The sequence below is a fragment of the Ignavibacteriales bacterium genome, from assembly GCA_020635255.1.
GTDB lineage: Bacteria > Bacteroidota > Ignavibacteria > Tepidaquicellales > Tepidaquicellaceae > JAEYVS01.
In genome coordinates, this window is sequence record JACKAC010000001.1 from 186,820 (window position 1) to 209,555 (window position 22,736).

Consider the following 22,736-nt stretch of genomic DNA (forward strand, 5'->3'; position numbering starts at 1 on the left):
AAAATGGCTAACGGAACTATCGCTACAGGTGCTGAGGAAGTCTCGTTTTACGAGTACAAGGGAAGATTCAAAGGAATAGCAGGCTGGTTACTTACCTTAGACCACAAGCGTATAGGGTTATTGTATTTAATGGCAATGCTTTCATTCTTCGCGGTCGCAGTGAGCCTTGGTGTGCTTATGAGACTGGAGATGCTGACGCCCGGCGAAACTATAATGAAAGCTCAGACCTACAATTCTATATTTACGCTTCACGGTGTAATAATGATATTTCTGTTCATCATTCCGGGAATCCCGGCGGTTTTCGGTAACTTTATTATGCCGATACAGATAGGCGCTCCCGACGTAGCTTTTCCAAGACTGAACTTAATGTCATGGTATCTATATATTATCGGCGGTGCTATCGCTATAACCTCATTATTTACCGGAGGCGGAATAATGGATACGGGCTGGACTTTTTATGTGCCTTATAGTGTAAGAACGACGACTAACATTTCGCTATCGGTATTCGCGGCATTTGTCCTCGGGTTTTCTTCGATTTTGACAGGACTTAACTTCGTTACCACGGTGCACAGGATGCGCGCAAAGGGAATGACATTTTTCAGGATGCCTTTATTTGTGTGGGGACTTTATTCGACCGCATGGATACAGGTTCTCGCAACACCGGTTATCGGAATTACATTAGCATTAATAATATTAGAGAGGACTCTTGGGGTCGGAATATTCGACCCGAATAAAGGAGGCGATCCTCTACTTTACCAGCACTTGTTCTGGATTTACTCGCACCCCGCGGTTTACATCATGGTATTGCCGGCTATGGGTGTGGTCTCGGATATTATAGCGACATTTTCCAGGAAGAACATTTTCGGATACGTTCCGATCGCGATGTCTTCACTGGCAATTGCATTTGTGGGTTACCTGGTATGGGGACACCACATGTTTGTAAGCGGTATAAGCGATACTGCAAGGATCATTTTCTCACTGCTGACATTCCTAGTTGCTATACCGACGGGTATAAAAGTATTTAACTGGGTGGCAACCCTTTATAAAGGTTCGATCGTAGTCAGGACGCCGATGCTGTATACACTTGCATTTATAGTTGTATTCTCCATCGGAGGTCTTACGGGACTTGTACTTGGTACACTCAATACGGACATACACCTTACGGATACATATTTTGTAGTAGCACACTTCCATTATGTGATGTTTGGAGGCATGGGATTCCTGTTCTTTGCTTCGCTTCACTACTGGTATCCTAAGATGTTCGGCAGGATGTACAATGAAAAGATGGCTAAGCTCGGATGCTGGGTGTTTGTGATCGGATTCAACGTACTTTATTTCCCGATGTTTATAATGGGATATATGGGAATGCCGAGAAGGTATTATGATTACCTGCCGGAATTCCAGCCGTATCACATTGTTTCGACAGTCGGATCTTGGATACTGGTAACAGGACTAATATTGATAGTAGCGAATTTGATAAGAGGCTTGTATAATGGTGAACGCGCGCCGATGAATCCATGGGGAGGAACAACTCTCGAGTGGAAAGTGCCATCACCGCCTCCGCTTGAAAATTTTGAGGAACCTCCCGTAGTAATAGGAGAGCCTTATGATCATGAAAAACCAAATGCCATAATGAAAGGAGCATAATGAGCAGTCAAAACCCGGAAATAGCGGCTGAGCATTCACACGCTCACGGACAGATCCACAGGGATGATACAGGCTCCAAAATGGGGATGTGGCTCTTTTTGTTCACAGAGGTACTTCTTTTTGGTGGCATGTTCATTTTGTATGCTGCATACAGGTATGAATACTCGGATGCATTCGTTGCGGCGGCATTAAGGCTTGATCCGATACTTGGCGCAATCAATACTGTTATACTTTTGACAAGCAGTCTTACTGTTGTATTGGGCATCGTATCAATACAAAAGAAGAAAGTTAAGCTGTGTATGTTCTTCCTCTGGGTTACGCAGGCATGCGGTCTGATCTTCCTGGTGAATAAGTACTTTGAATGGACGCATAAGATCCATTTAGGGCTTTATCCGGGCGGTCCAATGATGGAAGAGCTTTCAAAAGGCGAGACAGTGTTCTATGGTTTGTATTATGTGATGACCGGACTGCACGGGCTCCACGTTATAGTTGGTATGAGTTTTATAGGTGTAATAATGTATTTCATTGCAAAGCAGAAGATAACACATGATAATTTCCAGAGGCTCGAAAATTCGGGTCTTTACTGGCACCTTGTCGACGTGATATGGATATTCTTATTCCCATTATTTTATTTAATTCATTAAGATGGACGAAAAAACTTTTGAGAGAGATGTACAGCACAATTTAGGTGTGCAGGAGCAGGGACCGGAAGACGCGCATGAGGAGGGTCATGACGTTGGGTACGGAACATTTGTGCTCATCTGGCTTGCTTTGATCGGCTTGACTGCGATCACGGTGACGATAGCCGGTATAAACCTCGGCAGTCTGGCTCTTGTTGTTGCTATTATTATTGCTATGACGAAAACATCTCTTGTGATGAATTATTTTATGCACGTAAAGTTTGACTCGACCATATTCAGAATATTCATTTTGGTTTGTATTATAATTTTTCTTACAATGATACTTTTAACTTTTACAGATCTAATATATAGGAATCCACTATTATGAGGCCAAACATAGGTCATGAAACAGATATGACGTTGCTTCTTATACTGGGGATAAGCTTTGTGTTCCTGATGATCATTGTTGTCGCAATGTTTTATTTCCTATATAAGTACAGCGCAAAGAGAAATCAAAAGTCTGAGAATATACACGGTAATACACCGCTTGAGATAATTTGGACTGTCATCCCGACAATACTTGTTTTAATAATTTTCTTTTATGGATGGAAAGGATTCGAAAACATAAGGGATATACCCCCGGATGCAATGCCGGTGAAAGTAACAGGACAGATGTGGAAGTGGAATTTTGAGTATGAAAACGGCAAGAAGAGTGATACTCTATTTGTACCGCTTTCCAAGCCTATAAGAATAAACCTTTATTCGATCGATGTTAACCACAGCTTTTTTGTGCCGGCATACAGGGTAAAGGAAGATGCTATTCCCGGAAGGGAAAACAGGCTTTGGTTCCAGCCGACGGGTCTCGATACGCTGGTAATTACCTGCGCGGAATACTGCGGGCTGGATCACTCTATTATGATGACGCATCTTATCGTGCTTCCTGATGATGTATTTAATACATGGTATAATATACCAAATCCCGTGACGACGACCACGACTACAACAGATTCGACGGGTACGACAACCGACACAACAAAGACTATGAGTACCGACACGACCAAAGTTCAAAGCGGTACAGATACATCAAAGACAGATACAACGAAATAGCAGATGAGCAGTAAATATCTAAATACAGCCGTTAATAGTCATGCCTCAGCACGAAGCGAAGCATATTCGTTCGTGCAGGACATGCTGGAGCTTGTCAAAATAAAGATAACGCTCTTTGTCGCTTTTACTACAGCGCTGGGATATATACTTGCCACTAATTCGTTTACGATAGAATTTATTTACCCGGTTGCGGGGATATTCATACTTGCGTGCAGTGCCGCGGCATTGAACCATTACCAGGAGAGGCATTACGACAGGCTGATGGCTCGAACCATGAACAGACCGATTCCCGCCGGAAGAGTAAGTGAAGGGACTGCGCTGATAGTTTCACTCCTGCTTCTTGTAACAGGTTCTGCGGTTCTGGTTGCGGGAGCTAACCTGATGACTCTTGCTGTCGGACTTGCGACTTACGTGTCTTATAATTTTGTCTATACTCCGTTAAAGAGAAAAATTTCACTGGCTATAATTCCCGGTTCGCTCGTGGGGGCTCTTCCTCCTGTTGCAGGATGGGTAGCCGCCGGAGGCAGTCTTCTAGATGAAAAGATATTGCTCGTTTCGGCGTACTTTTTCATCTGGCAGATACCGCACTTCTGGTTGCTGCTTTTAAAGTACGGTAAAGAGTACGAGGGAGCAGGATTCCCGGTTCTTACATTATCGCGTGAGAGAATAGCCAACATGGTTTTCTTTACGTCGGTATTGACGGTAGTGCCGGTCGTTATTCTGTTCGCCGGGGGAATGTTAAATTACTTTATAACGGGTTTACTTCTTTGCGTTGCATCCGTATGGCTTTTGACGAGCATGTACAGGTTCAGCCGTTCGGATCTAAATAACAAACAGATCATAAGGTCGTTCATAGGAATTAATTTTTATACGCTGATATTTATAACGCTGATGTCATTAGATAAATTAATAAATCTAATCTAGAGTTTAAGAATGAATTTTTTCGATCAAATAGCAATACCGCCGTCAACGCACCATCTGGAGTTGATGAACTTCTTCCTGATAATATCACTGCTGGTGTTCATTCCGTTTATTTCGATGGTGTTCGGCGCTTCAACTTTATCGTTTATCTTTAATATTATCGGTAGGAAGAAGCATAATCCGATGTATATCCGTTTTGCAAAGGATATACTGGATAAACTGGCTGTCAATAGAAGAGTAGGACTCGGACTTGGAATATTGCCTGCGTTCTCGATAGCTTTTGTTTATGTTCAGCTCATGTACGATTCTAACTCGATCGTACCGGGTACGTTGTTCTTTGGGTGTATATTGATGTCTATAGGTTTTGCTCTTTTATACAGGTTTAAAACGACATTCCAGGTAGAAAGTGTGATCGAATCATTAAAAGAATACACACACTCTAAAGATCTGCCGGAAGATATCGTTGAATACAAAGACATTCTCGACGAGTCAAATGAGAAAAGCGGAAGGTACGCATTTATTCTGATATTCTTTGGCTTATTCTTCTTCATTGGTGGCATGACACTGGCTTATCTGCCGGAAGACTGGGCAAGTATGACTAATGTAATGCAGTTTTTCATCGACGGTGAAAGTACTATACATTTCTTTTACTTCCTTTCACTGGCAGGCACAGTGGCAGGTATAGCAATACTGTTCTTCTTCTTTATCTGGCAGGGCGGTATCAAAGACATGGATGAAGCTTATAAGAAGTTCGCAACGAAGTTCTCCGTGCTTTTATCATTCTTCTCGGTTATTGCTCTTATACTATGTATGTTCTTAAAGTTCCTCATGTACCCACAGGAAGCATTATCTTTCAATGTATTCTTCTACACGGGAATTACATTCCTACTTCTTATCCTGGTAGGGAACCTGCTTTATGCAATAATAAGGAACGCGGAGGTTAAATACGCATCCGCGGCATTCATAATAATGTTCTTCGCGATAACATTCTCGACAATAAACGATGAGATGGTATTGGGTAATGCAATAGATGATCACATTGTAAAGATCTCTGCGGAAGCCGATGCCGAAGATCAAAAGAAACTTGCGGCAGTGGTGACGACCACAGACATTAATGCCGATGAGATATATAATACGAAATGTATCGCCTGTCATAAGTTCGACCAGAAAGTAGTAGGTCCTCCTTATAATCAGACTGTTCCTAAATATAACGGCAATGTCCAACAGCTTGCCGAATTTATTTATAACCCGGTGAAGGTAGATCCGGGATTTCCACCAATGCCAAACCAGGGCTTAACCAAAAAAGAAGCTACAGCGATGGCGCAATGGTTGATTCAGCAGGTGGAAGCCGGAAAGTAAATACTATATAAGGTTTACAATTTTTGAAATGCAACCTCAGCGGTTGCATTTTTTATTAATAGCAAAGGAAAAGAAAATGGAATACGGAATTTCAAAGTCAAGCGGACTGGGTTTCGATGAAACCATAGAGAAAGTAACCGAAGAACTCAAAAAGGAAGGTTTCGGGATACTCACAACCATAGACATAAAGGAAACGCTTAAAAATAAACTTGGTATAGATACAGATAAATATATGATTCTTGGAGCTTGTAACCCAAATTTTGCTCACAAAGCGCTGGAAATGGAGCAGGAGCTGGGACTATTGCTTCCATGCAATGTGATAGTATATGAAAAAGACGGCGATGTACATGTTTCGGTCATGAACCCGGAGATAATGTCTTCAGTGACAGGTAATGAGAAGCTGGCTGAAGTCGCGGGTGAGGTAAAAAGTATACTGGACAACGTAATAGCAAACGTTTAGATGCAGAAAATAGTTGTCCTGACAGGAGCGGGAGTCAGTGCGGAGAGCGGTCTTTCCACTTTCAGAGATGCCGGCGGATTATGGGAAGGGTACGATGTTATGGAAGTAGCTTCCCCCGAGGGATGGCACATGAATAGGGAGCTTGTGCTGAGATTTTATAATGAGAGGCGTAACCAGCTAAAAACAGCACAGCCCAACGATGCTCATAAAGCGATCGCTTCACTCGAAGAAAAATTCGACGTAACCGTTATTACACAGAATGTAGATGACCTGCATGAAAGAGCAGGCTCGACAAAGGTAGTGCACCTGCACGGTGAACTAACAAAGGCAAGAAGTTCGCTCGACAGTACATTGGTATATGATATCGGCTATGGTGAAATAAAAGCCGGGGATAAATGTGAAAGAGGATCACAGCTCAGACCGCATGTTGTGTGGTTTGGAGAGATGGTACCCATGATTGAAGTGGCGGCGCATATCTCGGAAGATGCAGACATCTTCATTGTAGTAGGCACATCTCTTGTTGTGTACCCGGCGGCAAGTTTGATAGAATTCACACGACCGTCCATAATTAAATATATCATTGACCCTGTAAAGCCTGACATGTACTACTTTGATGACAACTTAATTTTCATTGAAGAAAAAGCGGGTTTGGGAATGCCTGAGCTTGCCAGGAAACTTCTCTCAAATTGATAATGGAAAAGAAAAAGAACAAAATATTAGTTTATGGTACCGGAGCAGTGGGCGGCTTCTTCGGGGGTAAGCTGGCGCTTAACCCGGAGAACGATGTGAGGTTCATAGCGAGAAGCAACTACACTCACTTAAACGCAAAGGGATTAAAAGTAAAGAGTGTAGACGGGGATTTCCATATCAAAAAGGTAAAGGCTCATAAATCACCTTCCAATGCAAAGTTTATACCCGAACTCGTGATATTAGCCATGAAATCCTATGACACTGATGATGCTATCGCGAAATTAAAAAAGGTCGTCGATAAGGACACATATTTTCTAAGCCTTCAAAACGGGCTGATGAATTACGAAAAGCTTGTAAAGGCGTTCGGCAGAAAAAGGGTGATCAGGGGGTTTTGCTATGTTGGATCGGAGATGCTGGCAAATGGGATCATTAAGCATTCATCCAACGGAATAATCATTATCGGTGAAAGTCCCGGCATCAGCTCAAAAGTAATAGACCGCTTTCACAATATTTTTACTTCCTGTAACATAAAAACCCGCATTGCCGAAGACATTGTTCACGATATCTGGGTGAAATATATGTGGAATTGCATTTATAATGTTTTATGCATGATTATCGGAAAGAATACGGATAGCCTTTTTTCGAATAAAACGTCAGAAGCATTTGTGAGGGATCTGTACAAAGAATTAGCCAGTGTAGCAAAGGGTTATGGTGTTAAATTGACTCCAAAGGATGAATTAAGTGTCATAGACAGGGTTATTAAGACAGGGCCTTTTAAGCCATCCACACTTCAGGATAGAGAAAAGGGCAAAACCCTTGAATATGAGACATTTACAGGCGATATATTAAGATTTGCGTCTAAAAAGAAAGTTTCTGTTCCAATAAATACCGTACTATATTCACTATTAAAAGCTATCGATAGCTGAGTTTATCCTATTGAAAAGTATGAATTAAGGTGAGTATTTGCACCGCTTAATACATTGCTAATCAAAATGATTATGCATAAATTAATAAAATTTAATTTATTAGATGGCAAAAGGATTTAATGTTCTGTTTGTTTCCAGTGAAGTTTATCCTTATTCCAAAACGGGTGGTCTCGCAGATGTTTCAAATTCCCTCCCCCAGGCTTTAAACTCATTAGGTAATGAAGTAAGAATTATTACCCCAAAATATGGTCCTCTCGACGAGAGAAGACTGCAGATTCATGAGATTAAGCGTCTAAAAGATATTGGCGTTGATGTAGATGGCAAGTCGTGTAAATTTAATATTAAGTCATCATTTATCCATGGCAAGAATACAAAAGCACAGGTATATCTATTAGAGAATCAGGATTTTTTCAAAAATAAGGGTGTTTATCAGAATATCCGGACAAAGAAGGATTTCCCGAATAATGACGAGCGTTTTACATTCTTTTGCAAAGCTGTGCTGGATGTGCTTGAGATACTTCAGTGGAAACCGGATGTGATTCACTGCAATGATTGGCAAACCGGACTTATCCCTGCCTATATTAAGACTCTGTACAAAGACAATCCACACATTAAAGATATCAAAACCGTTTTCACTATACACAACCTGGCTTACCAGGGAAATTTCCCCAAGACCTCTTTTAAAAAGACAGGACTGCCGGAAGAAGTGCTGGAAAAAGCAACTCACGACGGAAAGTTTAGTTTTCTTAAAACAGGTTTAGCCTATGCAGACAAGATAACGACCGTTAGCCAGAAGTATGCTGAGGAAATCAGAACCGATAAAGACTACAGCTGTGGAATGGAAAAGATTTTGGATAGCCGTAAGTCTGACCTCGTTGGAATATTGAACGGAATCGATCATTCGGTTTGGAATCCAAGTTACGATAAGGTCATTACATACAGATATACATATCAGGAGATTCCGCTTAAGTATGAGAATAAAAGGGAACTGCTCAACAAGTATAAATTCGAGTACAGTGAAGACGTTCCCCTTATCGGCATGATTACAAGACTTGTCGACCAGAAGGGTTTTGATCTAATGGAAAAGATACTTCCTGCCCTGATGAAGGAAGATATTCAGCTTGTAATACTCGGAACAGGTGATGAGAAGTATCACAAATTTCTGAAGAATGCTAAAAAGAAATACGCAAAGAAACTTATTGTGCACCTCGGATTTGATGAAGACCTTGCTCACCACATAGAAGCAGGGTGTGATATGTTCATAATGCCATCTAAGTACGAGCCGTGCGGTCTTAATCAGATGTACAGTCTGACTTATGGTACAGTACCAATAGTAAGAGATACAGGCGGCCTTTCGGATACGGTTACAGATTATAAAAAACCGGACGGTAACGGATTTTTATTCGAAAAATATGATTCCAATGAACTCCTCAAAGCAGTTAAAACTGCAATAGAGGTATTCAAAGATAAAAATAAATGGTATAAGATAATGAGGAACGGTATGGCTCTTGATTTTTCATGGAAGGTATCTGCTAAGAAGTATATGAATCTTTACAGCAAGCTCGCAAAGTAACTACCCCATTAGAGTTACGTATAACGATATGAATAAGGCGGTATTTTTAGACAGAGATGGCACAATCAACGAGGATGTAAATTACCTTACAAGTAAAGAAGAACTGGTTATTTTTCCCGGAGTAAAGGAAGCGCTGACGCGTTTAAAAGATCTCGGCTTTCTGAATCTGGTTATAACAAATCAATCCGGGATAGCCAGGGGATATCTTTCCGAAGAAGATCTGGCTGAAATTCATAAAGATATCGATAGAGTTCTTAACATAGACGGTAAACCTTTGATTGACGATTATTTTTACAGCCCGTATCATGTTGATGGTGTAGTGCCTGAATATTCGAAACACAGCGAGGACAGAAAGCCCGGGACAGGTATGATAGACAAAGCTGTAAAAAAGTATGATATTGACGTAAAAGAGTCTTTTTTAGTAGGTGATTCACTTGTTGATATGAAAAGTGCTGAAAATGCGGGATTAACGAAGATATTAGTAAAAACCGGGTACGGAACTAAAACCCGAAAAGAATGTATTAATGAGGGAATAACAATTAATTATTTCGCTGAAGATCTGGACGATGCATCTGTTTATATAGAAAATTTGGATAGAAAAATAAGTAAATTTTAAATTGATTTAGGATAACTATATTTGTACAGTAGATTCAGAATTTAAGATTAAAGACTAGCAATTTGAAGAAAACAGGATATTTATTTGTTTGGGTATTATTGTCCGCGCTGATATTCTATTCATGCGAAGAGGTGACATCCGACCTTGGACAAAATTACATTTCACCGGACGACACATTGGGAACTAAGCTCCTCGATTCCAAAACCGACTCGCTCACCATTTCAGTAAATGACTTTAAGCAATACATTAACACTTATATTTCATCGCAGATGCTAGTCGGTCAGTATCAGAATTATCAGGCAAGGTCACTGTTAAAATTCAACAACCTGCCTACAAATTATGACAGCGCGACTGTTGTCTCTGCAAAGATAAAACTGAAATATACGAATTATTTTTATCAGGATTCGATGGGTACGGTTTCATTCGATGTGTTCAGGTTAAAGAGCCCGTTGAACTTTCCAACAATAACATACGACTCGATCTCGTCTGCTGATATAGACAATACAATACAGGGAAGTTTCTCCGGAAACCCGACGGACTCATCGGTAATTACGATCACTCTGAATAACCAGCTTGCAAAAGACTGGCTCGAATTTGCCGCTGATACTAACTATTCTGTGAAAAACAGGGGAGTGATAATGATACCTAATGGCGGAACAACTATCAAAGGATTCTTTACTTCGCAGTCAGGAGATGAAAATCTTTACCCGGCGCTCGAGATTATCGTCACCAAAAATTCACAGACAGACACGCTTACACTTAAAGAATCGGATGGTATGTTCGTATCGGACGCGCCGAATTCTGTGATACAATCCGACAGGATATTCCTTCAGTCAGGAGTGGCATTCAGGAGCATAATGAATTTCGATCTTTCGAAACTTCCTAATAACGTCGTGATAAACGACGCGCTCCTTACACTGACACTGGATACGGCAAATTCATATATCACACAATACTCCGACCAAAGACTTGTAGCGGCAATGGTGACGGATACGTCGACAAAAACTGATTCTCTGGGATTCATAACGTTAAATAGGGTAGGAAACGTTTACTCTATCCGGTTTATCGTCATTATGCAGAATTGGAATTCGGGAATAGCTCCGAATTATGGTCTGGCTCTGAGAAATGTATCGGAGACAGGCACAATGGACATTTTCTCTTTCTTCGGTCCGAATTATGCGGACACTTCGGTTGTACCTAGATTAAGAATTAGATATACACTTAGAAACTGAGATGAAAACAACAGGATTATTGATATTGACCATTATGATGTTGTTAGCCGGGAATTCCTCATTCGCGCAGAATGAAAATGACGAATTCGATGGCGGATCCCCTTATACGATCTTTGGAATTGGGGATCTAAGATACAATACCAGCTCACGTACCTACGGTATGGGTGTCCTCGGTATAGGATTAACCGGGGACTACATAAATAATCTAAATCCTGCCGCTAATTCTAAGCTCGAATTTACAAAGTTTTCTCTGTCGGCGGACTACGGATACTTAAAGTCAACCGACGGCGTACTTACTACAAAAGTAAACGAAGGAAATATAAACGGGCTTAATATTGGTATTCCTATTAGCAAAGATCAAGGCTGGGTTGTGAATCTCGGTATCAACCCAATGAGTTCGATCGGATACCAGATAATAGGAACAGGGGTATCCGAAGGCGAGAATTATACGAATACATTCAGCGGCGAAGGCGGTTTGACAAGGATAAATATCGGAATGACATATACGCTGTTTAAAAGCCTGAGCATAGGCGCTGAATACAATTACGCTTTCGGTAATATTATATCGCAGAGAACGATCGATTTTGAAAACACAGCATTGTTTGATTATTTTTCAAGGACAGAAACAGATCTCAGTAAATCATTTGTAAAGGGCGGAATGTTATTCTCTCTGGAAAATCTTGTAAATAAGAAAAGCAAGAATCTTCGTTTCCTTAAATTTGGATTTGTTTACCAGATGGGTATAGACCTTTCTGCAAATGAAGAGTCAATAATACAATCCAGCATCAATACTGATTCTAATATTGTACAGACCGGTGTGGTGAAAATCCCCGCAGCATATGGTTTCGGTATTTCCAATAGATTTGGTGACAGGGTGAATGTAGCCGCTGATGCATATTTCCAGCAATGGAGCGATTATACATATTTCGGCATGACCCCGTCTAATTTTGTAAACTCTTCCAGGTACAGTGCGGGGTTAGAGCTATTGCCATCCCCGGACCGTGATAAAAGCTTTTTTCAGAAATTGACCTATAGGGCTGGCGCGTTTTATGACCAGGCGTATTACACTATAAACTCCGAGAATATAAACACACTTGGCTTTAGACTGGGCTTCGGTATCCCTATTTCCGAGCTTAATTCGATCGACCTGAACCTTAGCTACTCCATACGCGGAAAAGAAGGCAACGGCTTAATAAAGGATGAACTGTTCAATGTATATCTGGGTGTAAATTTCGGAGAGATCTGGTTCCTCAGACCAAACGACGATTTTTAATAATACAGCAATGAAGATAGCAATCGGTTCAGATCACAGAGGAGTAAATTATAAGAAAGCCATCAAGGAGATGCTGGAGTCCGAAGGTGTCGAAGTCGAAGACCTGGGCACTGATAGCGATGAGAGCGTTGATTACCCTGATTATGCTACAAAGGTCGCGCAGGAAGTAGGCAAAGGAAATGTGGATTATGGTGTGTTGGTATGCGGAAGCGGGATAGGAGTGGACATTGTGGCAAATAAAGTGACCGGAGCCAGGTCGGTAAACGCCGTCAACGAAAAAATGGCTGAAATGTCACGCAGACATAATAACGCGAACGTGATCTCGCTTGGAGCGGACCTGATAGACCTCGATACTGCATTAAAGAATGTTCAGAAGTTTATCAGCACGGACTTTGAGGGAGGCAGACATCAGAGGAGAGTTGATAAAATCCACACACTTACCGGTCGTTAACCCAACATGTCTGTTCATTTTCTATATTCCTTGTCTTTTAAATATCCTGCTTATAAATCAATCTAAACCATGAATATTGATCTAAAGACATTCGATTCAGAGCTTAATTCCGCAATTGACGGAGAAAAGAAAAGGCAGGCTGAAAAGCTTGAAATGATAGCTTCCGAAAATTTTGTTTCGGATGCGGTAATGGAAGCGCAGGGATCCGTACTTACCAATAAATACGCGGAGGGTTACCCGGGTAAAAGATATTACGGCGGATGCGAATACGTGGATATCGCAGAAAACCTCGCCATAGATAGAGCTAAGCAGATATTTGGCGCGGAATATGCCAACGTTCAACCGCACTCGGGCAGTCAGGCTAATATGGCTGTTTACTTCACGTTTTTAAAGCCGGGTGATAAGGTAATGGGAATGGACCTTTCCCATGGAGGGCACCTTACTCACGGATCGCCGGTTAATTTTTCCGGTAAGCTGTATAATTTTACTCAATACGGCATTAATCCCGATACCGAGATGCTGGACTATGACATGGTAATGGATGCCGCAATGCGCGAGAAGCCTAAAATGATAACTGTTGGAGCCAGCGCTTATTCGAGGAATATAGATTATAGCAAGTTTAGAGAGATAGCAGATAAGGTAGGAGCATTCCTTTTTGCGGATATCGCACATCCTGCCGGATTGATCGCGAAAAAACTGCTCAACGATCCCGTACCGTACTGCCATGTCGTTGCAAGTACAACCCATAAGACTCTACGCGGTCCGCGCGGGGGTATAATATTAATGGGTAAGGATTTTGAAAATCCATTCGGTATTGTCGCTCCGAAATCGGGAAGAACAAAAATGATGAGTGAGATCCTGAATTCTACGGTGATGCCGGGAGTACAGGGCGGTCCTCTGATGCATGTTATCGCCGCAAAAGCTGTTGCGTTTAAGGAGGTTCTAAACGACGGCTTCCTTGATTATGCAAAGCAAATTATAAGTAATGCGCAATCACTCGCGGCTAAATTAAAGGAACATGACTTTCATATAATATCGGGCGGTACCGATAACCATCTGATGCTTATTGATCTCCGGAATAAAGGATTATCGGGAAAACAAGCTGAGGAAGCGCTCGATGAGGTAGGCATAACATGTAATAAAAATGCCGTTCCATTTGACGATAAGAGTCCGCTTATTACAAGTGGTATCAGGCTCGGAACACCGGCTCTTACGACGAGAGGAATGAGAGAGTCCGAGATGGAACAGATAGCAGGAATGATAAATAGGGTAATATTTGCTCATGAAGATGAAAAAGTAAAAGAGGAAGTGTCGGCTGAAGTAAAAGACCTTACGTCGAGATTTGATCTGTTTAATTATGAAACCAAATAGATTTTGGTAGTTGGAAGAAGACAAGGAAATAAGAGATCAGGAAGATCAGGCTGATAATGATGAGATGGGGTTTCTCGACCACCTGGAGGAGCTAAGGTGGAGGATCATAAAATCGGTTATTGGCATAGTCATTGGTGCTATAATAGTTGGTATTTTTATTGATGATATAATGAAGTACGTAATATTTGCTCCCGCAAAGCATACAGAACCCCCCCTGACCATTATAAACCTCAAACCTTACGGGCAGTTTACTCTATATATGCAGGTAATTATTATTGGTGGTATTATAGCGAGCATTCCAAATATAATTTACCAGTTCTGGAAGTTCATCGAGCCTGCACTTATGCCCAGGGAACGCAAGTATATATCCGGTATAGTGTTTTTTACGTCACTTTGCTTTCTGATCGGGCTCGTATTCGCGTATTTTGTTCTCTTGCCCACAGCGCTTAACTTTTTCGCTACATTTGGTACAGATATTATAGTAAACCAGATAGATGCGAATGAATATATACAGTTTGTGATGTCTGTATGCCTTTTAGCAGGGGCGGTTTTTGAACTGCCAATGGTATCATATTTCCTCTCTAAAGTAGGTATATTGAAACCTGAATTTATGAGGAAGTACAGGAAGCACGCTATTGTCGCTATTTTGATAATAGCAGGAATTATGACACCTTCTCCTGATATTGTCAGCCAGATAATGCTTGCAGTACCGTTATTTATACTATATGAGATAAGTATTTATATTTGCAAAGTCTCTCAAAAGAAAAGGGAGAGTCTTGTTACAAATGAAGATTCTGTACAAACAAATCAATAGAGTTTGAATTTAAAAGAGATTACAGCCCCCATAAAAGTTGAGCTGGGTGAATTTCAGGTAAGGTTTGCTGAAGAGTTGAAGTCTAAGGTCGCCCTGATCGACATGATCACCAAATACATTCATAAACAAAAAGGGAAGCAGGTTCGTCCTACGCTGGTGCTTCTTTCAGCTAAATTATGCGGTGACATAACCGACAGGACATATATCGCCGCGAATATGGTTGAGCTTCTTCACACCGCGACACTTATCCATGATGATGTCGTTGATGAAGCAAAAGAGCGAAGGGGCTTTGCATCTATAAATGCTGTCTGGAAAAACAAGGCGGCAGTACTAATAGGGGATTTTCTTCTTTCCAAAGGCTTACTGATAGCTCTGGAGGGAAAAGAGTTTGAATTTCTGCATGCTACATCTGAAGCAGTGAGAAGAATGAGTGAAGGGGAACTATTACAGATCCAGAAGGCAAGGAATTTTGATTCTACGGAAGAAACATATTTCAAAGTTATCTCCGATAAAACTGCTTCACTCATAAAAACATGCTGTAAACTTGGCGCGGTAAGTACCACAGATGATCCCGATAAGATAAAGAGATTGTCGGATTTTGGTGAAAACCTTGGGATCGCATTCCAGCTCAGAGATGATTTGCTGGATTACATAGGTCGCAAAAAATTATTGGGAAAATCTCCCGGCAATGATGTCAAAGAAAAAAAGTTTACTCTCCCTCTTATAATTTCCCTCGAGAGAGCTCCCGGCAATAAGTCGAAAGACATTATCAAACTTATTAAAGGAAGATCATCTAAAGCTTTTGAAAAGGTATATGATTTTGTTTCTGAGTATGGCGGGATAGATTATACCTGTCAAAAGATCAAAGAATATTCTACTCACGCGCTCGAATCTATCTGTACTTTCCCGGAAAACGATGTAAAGAGATCTTTAAAAATGCTTGTAGAATTCGTCGAAAAACGCGAGTTTTAACTCCCATTAAGTACTTAGTTTAGAGATATTTAATCCTAATTGACCGTTTTTGTTACATTCCAAACAAATTTTCCATCCCAAAGGCTTGTTTTTACTCTGTAATCACCACTTTTACTGTGTTTTAATAAATTTGGGTGCTGAATAATTTACAATAACTTCGAATAAATTTATTTGAGAAGTAATAATCTTCTTCTTAAATTGAATAAGTAGTACTTGAGGGATTTCCGTACAAAAAAATCCCTTGGGTATTTCCACTAAAGATATGTGATTTTAAAAGACATATCAGAAAAAATTATAAACGTTAAGGAGAACTTCAAATGAAAAGAGTGCCAACGCTTTTATCATTACTTGTAATGGTAAGCATAATTTTTTGCGGTACGGCTTTCTCTCAGACAGAAACAGGTTCATGGCAGAATCAAACTGACTGGACGGGAAACAACACACAGGTGTCAGGTGAGCTGACAACTATGAGTCCTCAGAGGACAGTTACTGCACAAGAATTAGCAATTGAAAACCGTATTCTTGAAATTAAAAGAACAGGAAACGGTACAAAACAGGAAGTAATCCAGCTGCAAAAACAACTGGATAATATTAATGGTATCAATGCGACAGTTCAGACTTCACCCATTCCGGGTGCGGTTGTCGAGGCGCCCCGTGATAACCAGCCTCCATTCCAGCAAGACCTCGGTAGAACCGAGATAATCAATACAGGTACTAACCTGGTTTCCGGTATGGTTACATTTACCGAGCAAAACAGCAATAACGCAGGTAGGCTATGGGCTTGCATTGCTTTCAGAACGACCGGCAATCCGGACTCTCTCAGGCTTTACTCTTCTACTGACAATGGTATTCACTGGTCATTAAGAGCTCTTGCTTCTCTTGGTGGAACCAATAGGATCAACTATGATCAAATGGATATGGAAGTAGTTGCGAATGGCGACTCCGCTTTTGTATGGGTAACATTTGGCTACAGAGTAAATGCGAACGGAGACTGGCTTTGTGGTGGTATGATTATCAGACCAACTCCTTTTGGTGGAACGGTCTTCTCGATGAACTGGCCTGGAACAAGTGCTAATAACAGGTATTACAGACCGAGACTAACATCGGATAATGCGCAATATGGAACAAATGCATATCTTTATATCATTGCGTCTTACGATTCTGTAACATCAGCTCCAAATAGAAGAAATTCACAAAAATATGCGCGCGTTTTAGACCCGTATGTAACATCAGCACCTACTTTCAGCTATTACGGACCTGGATTTTACTGGAGTACTTCACCCAGTGATGGTAACCAAAGGGATCTTCACTCGGATATTGCGTACTTCAGAAATGGAAGTGATAGTATTATTGTTTCTTACTCCAATATGAGGGACAGTACAAAAATCTTCTTTGCAAAATGTAGTATTGGTGCGCCTGTACCTCAAACTGCTGGTGGACCCATTGGTGGCAGTGAACCCACACTACATAAACAATATGCAAATCTGTCAACAAACAGTAGCGGCAATGGTTCAGTAGTTTGTTTATTCAGGCAGTTTGTATCAGGATCTCTATGGGGTGTAAAATATTTCAGAACTACAAATTACGGTAACTTTAATAATATAACCGGAGAAAGCATATTGCTTCCAAGAGGTTCGATATCAAATGCATTCGCGCCGTTTATTGTGGGTGTAAGAAACGGTGACGCGCACTACTTTTGCCTAAGAGTAGATTCGTCGCCCGATTCTCTGGCTTACACAAGATTAAATGGCCTCACAGGAGCATGGGATCCTGACAACATTAATATGAACCAGGGTGGTCTTACGACACTGAGCGGTACTGTATTTCCTCAGCCGGGCTTTAGATATGCAAGCGGCGATAGTTGTTTTGCGATCTATCCTGATACGGGACCCTATGACATGTATGCAGGCACAGGATGTTCAGGCTCGGTTACTAGCGTTCATAATAACCAGATCCCAGTAAAGTATAGTCTATCACAAAACTATCCTAACCCTTTCAATCCCAGCACGAGCATCCGCTTTGAAATTCCTAAAGACGGCCTGGTAAAACTCGTTGTTTACGACGTGCTTGGTAAGGAAGTAGCCACTTTAATAAATGATAAGAGGACGGCAGGTACTTACCTCGTTGATTTCAATGCCACAGGATTATCATCAGGTGTATATTTCTATAAACTGATTACGAGTGACTTTACAGATGTCAAGAAAATGACCCTGATAAAATAAAGTGATTTAAGTTATATCTTAACCCGGGATGAGAATTCATCCCGGATTACTTTAAATTAATAGATTTCCGAGGGCTCTCACATTTAAGTGTTTAATTTACAATAGTTTATCCCTAACAAGACGATTTTCATTACATTCCAATCAAAATTTCCTTACCAAAAGCTTGTTTTTATTTCATAATTAACGTTTTTACTGTATTTTAACCATTTTAAGGCTAAAGATTTTAAAATAACTTCAAATAAATTTATTTGAGAAGTAATAATCTACTGCTTAATTTGAGTGATGTAATACTTATGAGATTTCCGCACTAATGAATCCTCTGAGTATTTCTATTGGAGATATGCGATCTTAAAAGACATATCAAAAAAAAATTATAAAACGTTAAGGAGAACTTCAAATGAAAAGATTCTTTTTACTTACTTTGTTTCTATTGCTCATTCCGATCTTGTCCAATGCGCAAGACGATAATGGAAGCAATAACCAGGGACTACCTACTGAGGGCAGTTATTTCACCCCTCAAACCTCCGAATCACTGTATCCGGTTGAATGGGACGATCAGCTTAAACAAGCTATCGAGTCCGGAAATACTTCCGAGGAAATGCGTTTAAGAAACCTCATTAATTCCAAAACCAGTCATTTAAAAACAATTCCTGATCTAAATGATGCCGACCAGCTTATTTCATACGGAGTTCCATACAATACTCCTGACTGGTTGAGTTCTGATATTCTTATTTATTCAGGAGACATCGGACAGACAAATACCGGTGGAAGAAGAATTGCAATGGTAATGGGTGAAGATGGCAACCTTTATGTTGCATACATTGTAAGACCTGTTACGGGAACTAACGGAAGGATTAACATTGCTTACTCTCAAAACGGCGGCTTGACATGGCAGGCTGTAGGTTCTGTCACAAGCACGACAGCGTATTTTGGACAATTAGCGATGACAGTTAACGTGAGAGGTACTTCTCCCGATTCAGCCAGGGTTCATGTGTTTTATTCACGTTCAACAGATGGAACCAACTTTAATGACGCAACAATTAACTGGGTTTCCTACAGGTCTAACGGTACTGCCGCAATGGGCGGTGTTACAGCAATTGCACCGTCATCAGGCCGTAGAATGTGGTATCCTACTGCATATAGTGACGGCTGGTACTGGACTACCAGTACCTGGATTGGGGTAGTAGCAGGAGAGTATAGTAATTCCGGCGATACCTGTATCAGTCTCAGAAAAGCCAGAACAGACGACTGGGGAGCAACATACACAGTTACCTCACTAACTGATAGTTATCCTTCATGGGGTGACTATGTTCCTTCTGCGGCTTTCAAAAGAAATTCATCCACTTCGACAGATAGTGTATATATTGCTGTCGAAAGAAGGTTTCCGGCTTCACCGAGTATAACAAGAATTCTTGCAACTCCGTGGAGCAATACTGCTACACTTCATAGATATTCAGTCCCAACAACTGGAGGACCATATACAAATCCATGTATCACAATAGTTCAATCCGCGTCAGCCTTTAATAATAGCAGGATCATATTCGTTTCCGCGCTTCTAAATAACCAGGCAATTTATCACAGGAGTGAAAACGGCGGATCGACGTGGACAACAAATTCATCTCTTGGATTATCAGGTGAGATCGTTCCGGACTTCACATTTATTTCTTCAGATACAAGCCAGTCGGGACCGGGCAACATAATCGCTTGCTATCAGATGGGCAATGGCGATACAATTGTGATCAGAAGAGGAACAACAGGTGGTAGTCTTGGAACAAGAGAATACAAGCTAAATGAGTTCAGATCTTCTAACTTTAATTCACCTGTAGTAGCTGTCTATAATGACGGTGGAACAAGGTATTCCGCATTTTCTTATACGGGAATAGTCTCAAATTACACAAGCAATGTATACTTTGATCAGGAAAATCTTACAACAGGTATAACTAATAACAATGGGATCGTAAACGGATATCAACTTAGCCAGAACTATCCGAATCCGTTCAACCCCTCTACTTCGATAAATTTCAGTATTCCCAAAAGTGGAAATGTTAGACTAGTCGTGTACGATTTGCTTGGAAAAGAAGTAGCTACACTTGTGAACGAGAATCTGACTATTGGAAACTATACAGTTGATTTTAAAGGAACATCGCTTGCATCAGGTGTATATTTCTACAAACTGATAACGAATGACTTTACAGATATTAAGAAAATGACTTTGGTAAAATAGTACTTTAGCTATTGTTTAATCCGGGATGGATGAAAATTCCATCCCGGATTTACGTTAATTTTATTTGGTTTTTAGTATAGATTTACCTATTTTTAACTATCTCCCATAATTAATTATCTCCCAAAATAATTTTAATTTTTTACAAATTAGAATTATTTTCCGAAGTTTTTTATCGATTTCAGGGTTGTAACGTAAAAATTTGAACTAACGCACTATAAAAATTGCCGATTCTGGTTAATTTTTATAAAAAATTTTATTTGTACAAGCGTTTAAAACTTTGTAGCTTTAATTAGAATTCAATAATTCTTTTGACATTAAACTTTATTTGGTATGTGCGACCAAATATTGTTGACCCAAGAGAGAGTTCAATCATTTAAAATAAAAAGGAGGAATTTAAAATGAAAACCTTTCCATTTGTTATCTTACTACTTTTTTCTTTTTTCCTTTCACAAAATGCTTTTCCGCAGTCGGATATGAATCAGAATAGCATTATTCTTTCGGATATGAAAAAGAATGCCCATTCTGAAGAACTGGCTCGCGAAAATAGCGTTAAGGTTGAAAGGAATATTCCACAGTCTTTACTGGACCAGATCGAAACTGCAAAACAAAATGATGATTACGATGAGGTTCAGAGACTCGAAGGTATAGTTAATGATCAGTACAGAGACGGTATTAAAGTCGTTAATTCCGGTGATTATGTAAATGAAGATCAACCGGTTTATTCTGACGGAAGCAATCCGCCTTTCAACGGTGACTGGCTTGGAACAGATGTTACACTGAGAACCTTCACCGGTCAAAACAATAGTCCGAGAACTATGGATATGGTTATGGCTGAAGACGGAAATCTATATGTTGCCTTTTGTACTGATGAAAGTCCAAACAGGTTTATAAGATTTTACCGCTCCTCAAACAGTGGTGGCTCATGGACACTGGTGGGTGGTTTACAGACCACGGGATACATTTCTTCTATTTCCATGGTATGTGACCGCAGATCGGCCTCAGATAACGATTCTTTGAGGATCATTTGTTATTATACTAGAGCATCTGCTACAACTAACGACGGAGCTGTTCTTGCGTTTGTTTCTTTAAAACCAAATGCATCATCACCGGATTACATAATACAGACTATCTCTACACCTGCCTCAGGAAATGAGTTCAACTATTGTTCGGCATTTAGTGATGGTCAGTATTTCTCTACTGCTACATATCAAGGCGTTGTAGCCGGTGAGTATAATAATGCAAACGATGATCTTATTTCATTCCATTACCTGAGAACAACTAACTGGGGCACTTCGCATACTGAAGTATCATTCCTCGGCGGTAATGATGATTTTTACCCTTTTGCTCAGTTTGTTGGAACTACTTCTGATTCTGTCTTCATTGCAGTTGAGAGAAGATTTACAGGCTTTAATGAGATTAGGCTAATAAAGACACCGTTTGTTCCTACAGCCGCAACAAACACGGACTTCCTTACTTCCGGAGGTTCAGGCGTATTTTATGAAAAACCTGTACTGAACGTTCAGCAAACAGCACAGACTATTACCCATAGAATGATGATAACGGTGATAAAAGACGATGTTGCCAAATATCTTAATTCAGCTAACGGAGGAAGCTCGTGGGGTCTGGACTTTACATTGGATCAGACAAATAGCGTTTCCTGTTCTTACACATGGTGTGCTTCGGATACTAACCAGACTACAGGTTATTTCTGTGCGATCTGGAGAAAAGGAAGCGGTGACTCCATTAATGTAAGAAGAGGACAAAGCGGAAGCCTTGGCTCGACGGATTATGATGTAATGAGCAATACTGCAACTGGAACGGCTTTCCCTGTATGCGCGGTTTACCATAATAGCGACTATTCCGTAAAAAGAAGCGGTGTTGCAATTTACGGATTTGGTGGCTTCGGTACCGATGCATTCTATAATGGTGAAAATCTGCCCACAAGCATAACACCTGTTAATAACGTTGCGGACAATTACTCACTGAACCAGAACTATCCTAATCCATTCAATCCATCGACAAGCATAAACTTTAGCGTTCCAAAGAGCACTAACGTGAAGCTCGTTGTTTATGATATGCTTGGTAAGGAAGTTGCAACTCTGGTAAATCAGCAATTGACACCTGGTTCATATAATATTGACTTTAACGGTACTAAGCTGTCATCGGGTGTTTATTTCTACAAACTCATAACAAGTGAGTTCACGGATATTAAAAAGATGATGTTGGTGAAATAATTTAATCCTTCTTTATTTTCAAAA

The 22,736-nt window shown here is 40.5% G+C and carries 20 protein-coding genes; all 20 read left to right on the forward strand.

The annotated features are described in order from the left end of the window. Positions 1-3: 3 nt before the first annotated feature. The 20 genes from ctaD to H6614_00925 all read left to right on the forward strand — a co-directional run bounded on the left by ctaD (position 4) and on the right by H6614_00925 (position 22,712). A complete protein-coding gene (gene ctaD, locus H6614_00830; protein MCB9242198.1) occupies positions 4-1,647 on the forward strand; it encodes a cytochrome c oxidase subunit I in 1,644 nt (547 codons plus the stop codon). After that, a complete protein-coding gene (locus H6614_00835) occupies positions 1,647-2,291 on the forward strand; it encodes a cytochrome c oxidase subunit 3 family protein (GenBank protein MCB9242199.1) in 645 nt (214 codons plus the stop codon). Before ctaD ends, H6614_00835 begins: the two co-directional genes overlap by 1 nt. Before the next feature lies 1 nt (position 2,292). Then, positions 2,293-2,655 carry a cytochrome C oxidase subunit IV family protein gene (locus tag H6614_00840; protein MCB9242200.1) on the forward strand — a complete coding sequence of 121 codons (363 nt, stop codon included), beginning with the start codon at positions 2,293-2,295 and terminating at the stop codon, positions 2,653-2,655. Next, a complete protein-coding gene (coxB, locus tag H6614_00845; protein MCB9242201.1) occupies positions 2,652-3,374 on the forward strand; it encodes a cytochrome c oxidase subunit II in 723 nt (240 codons plus the stop codon). The genes H6614_00840 and coxB overlap by 4 nt, the downstream gene beginning before the upstream one ends. A 3-nt stretch (positions 3,375-3,377) precedes the next feature. Next, complete coding sequence (locus H6614_00850; protein ID MCB9242202.1) at positions 3,378-4,298, forward strand: protoheme IX farnesyltransferase; 921 nt, start codon at positions 3,378-3,380, stop codon at positions 4,296-4,298. A 9-nt stretch (positions 4,299-4,307) separates the two neighbouring features. After that, a complete protein-coding gene (locus H6614_00855; GenBank protein ID MCB9242203.1) occupies positions 4,308-5,654 on the forward strand; it encodes a hypothetical protein in 1,347 nt (448 codons plus the stop codon). A 76-nt stretch (positions 5,655-5,730) separates the two neighbouring features. Beyond that, positions 5,731-6,114 carry a DUF302 domain-containing protein gene (locus tag H6614_00860; GenBank protein MCB9242204.1) on the forward strand — a complete coding sequence of 128 codons (384 nt, stop codon included), beginning with the start codon at positions 5,731-5,733 and terminating at the stop codon, positions 6,112-6,114. Then, positions 6,115-6,804 (forward strand): NAD-dependent deacylase, encoded by a 690-nt coding sequence (locus H6614_00865; protein ID MCB9242205.1) that lies wholly within the window; start codon positions 6,115-6,117, stop codon positions 6,802-6,804. A gap of 2 nt (positions 6,805-6,806) precedes the next feature. After that, positions 6,807-7,730 carry a ketopantoate reductase family protein gene (locus H6614_00870; GenBank protein MCB9242206.1) on the forward strand — a complete coding sequence of 308 codons (924 nt, stop codon included), beginning with the start codon at positions 6,807-6,809 and terminating at the stop codon, positions 7,728-7,730. A gap of 103 nt (positions 7,731-7,833) precedes the next feature. Next, on the forward strand, positions 7,834-9,303 hold the full coding sequence (gene glgA, locus H6614_00875; GenBank protein ID MCB9242207.1) for a glycogen synthase GlgA: 1,470 nt from the start codon (positions 7,834-7,836) through the stop codon (positions 9,301-9,303). 28 nt (positions 9,304-9,331) lie between these two features. Next, positions 9,332-9,919 carry an HAD family hydrolase gene (locus H6614_00880; GenBank protein MCB9242208.1) on the forward strand — a complete coding sequence of 196 codons (588 nt, stop codon included), beginning with the start codon at positions 9,332-9,334 and terminating at the stop codon, positions 9,917-9,919. 62 nt (positions 9,920-9,981) lie between these two features. Next, the gene (locus H6614_00885; GenBank protein ID MCB9242209.1) at positions 9,982-11,151 is read left to right on the forward strand and encodes a DNRLRE domain-containing protein; all 1,170 of its coding nucleotides are present in this window, start codon (positions 9,982-9,984) and stop codon (positions 11,149-11,151) included. A gap of 1 nt (position 11,152) precedes the next feature. Further along, positions 11,153-12,424, forward strand: a complete 1,272-nt coding sequence (locus H6614_00890; GenBank protein MCB9242210.1) for a hypothetical protein — start codon at positions 11,153-11,155, stop codon at positions 12,422-12,424. Positions 12,425-12,434: 10 nt separating this feature from the next. Continuing rightward, positions 12,435-12,875, forward strand: a complete 441-nt coding sequence (rpiB, locus tag H6614_00895) for a ribose 5-phosphate isomerase B (GenBank protein ID MCB9242211.1) — start codon at positions 12,435-12,437, stop codon at positions 12,873-12,875. Positions 12,876-12,944: 69 nt separating this feature from the next. Then, entirely contained in the window at positions 12,945-14,246 is a 1,302-nt protein-coding gene (locus H6614_00900) for a serine hydroxymethyltransferase (GenBank protein ID MCB9242212.1), read from the forward strand. 64 nt (positions 14,247-14,310) lie between these two features. Beyond that, complete coding sequence (gene tatC / locus H6614_00905; GenBank protein ID MCB9242213.1) at positions 14,311-15,060, forward strand: twin-arginine translocase subunit TatC; 750 nt, start codon at positions 14,311-14,313, stop codon at positions 15,058-15,060. Between the two features lie 3 nt (positions 15,061-15,063). Beyond that, entirely contained in the window at positions 15,064-16,032 is a 969-nt protein-coding gene (locus tag H6614_00910) for a polyprenyl synthetase family protein (protein ID MCB9242214.1), read from the forward strand. Positions 16,033-16,349: 317 nt separating this feature from the next. Further along, positions 16,350-18,254 (forward strand): T9SS type A sorting domain-containing protein, encoded by a 1,905-nt coding sequence (locus H6614_00915; protein ID MCB9242215.1) that lies wholly within the window; start codon positions 16,350-16,352, stop codon positions 18,252-18,254. 397 nt (positions 18,255-18,651) lie between these two features. Then, on the forward strand, positions 18,652-20,478 hold the full coding sequence (locus H6614_00920; protein MCB9242216.1) for a T9SS type A sorting domain-containing protein: 1,827 nt from the start codon (positions 18,652-18,654) through the stop codon (positions 20,476-20,478). A gap of 398 nt (positions 20,479-20,876) precedes the next feature. Further along, positions 20,877-22,712, forward strand: a complete 1,836-nt coding sequence (locus H6614_00925; protein ID MCB9242217.1) for a T9SS type A sorting domain-containing protein — start codon at positions 20,877-20,879, stop codon at positions 22,710-22,712. Positions 22,713-22,736: the final 24 nt, after the last annotated feature.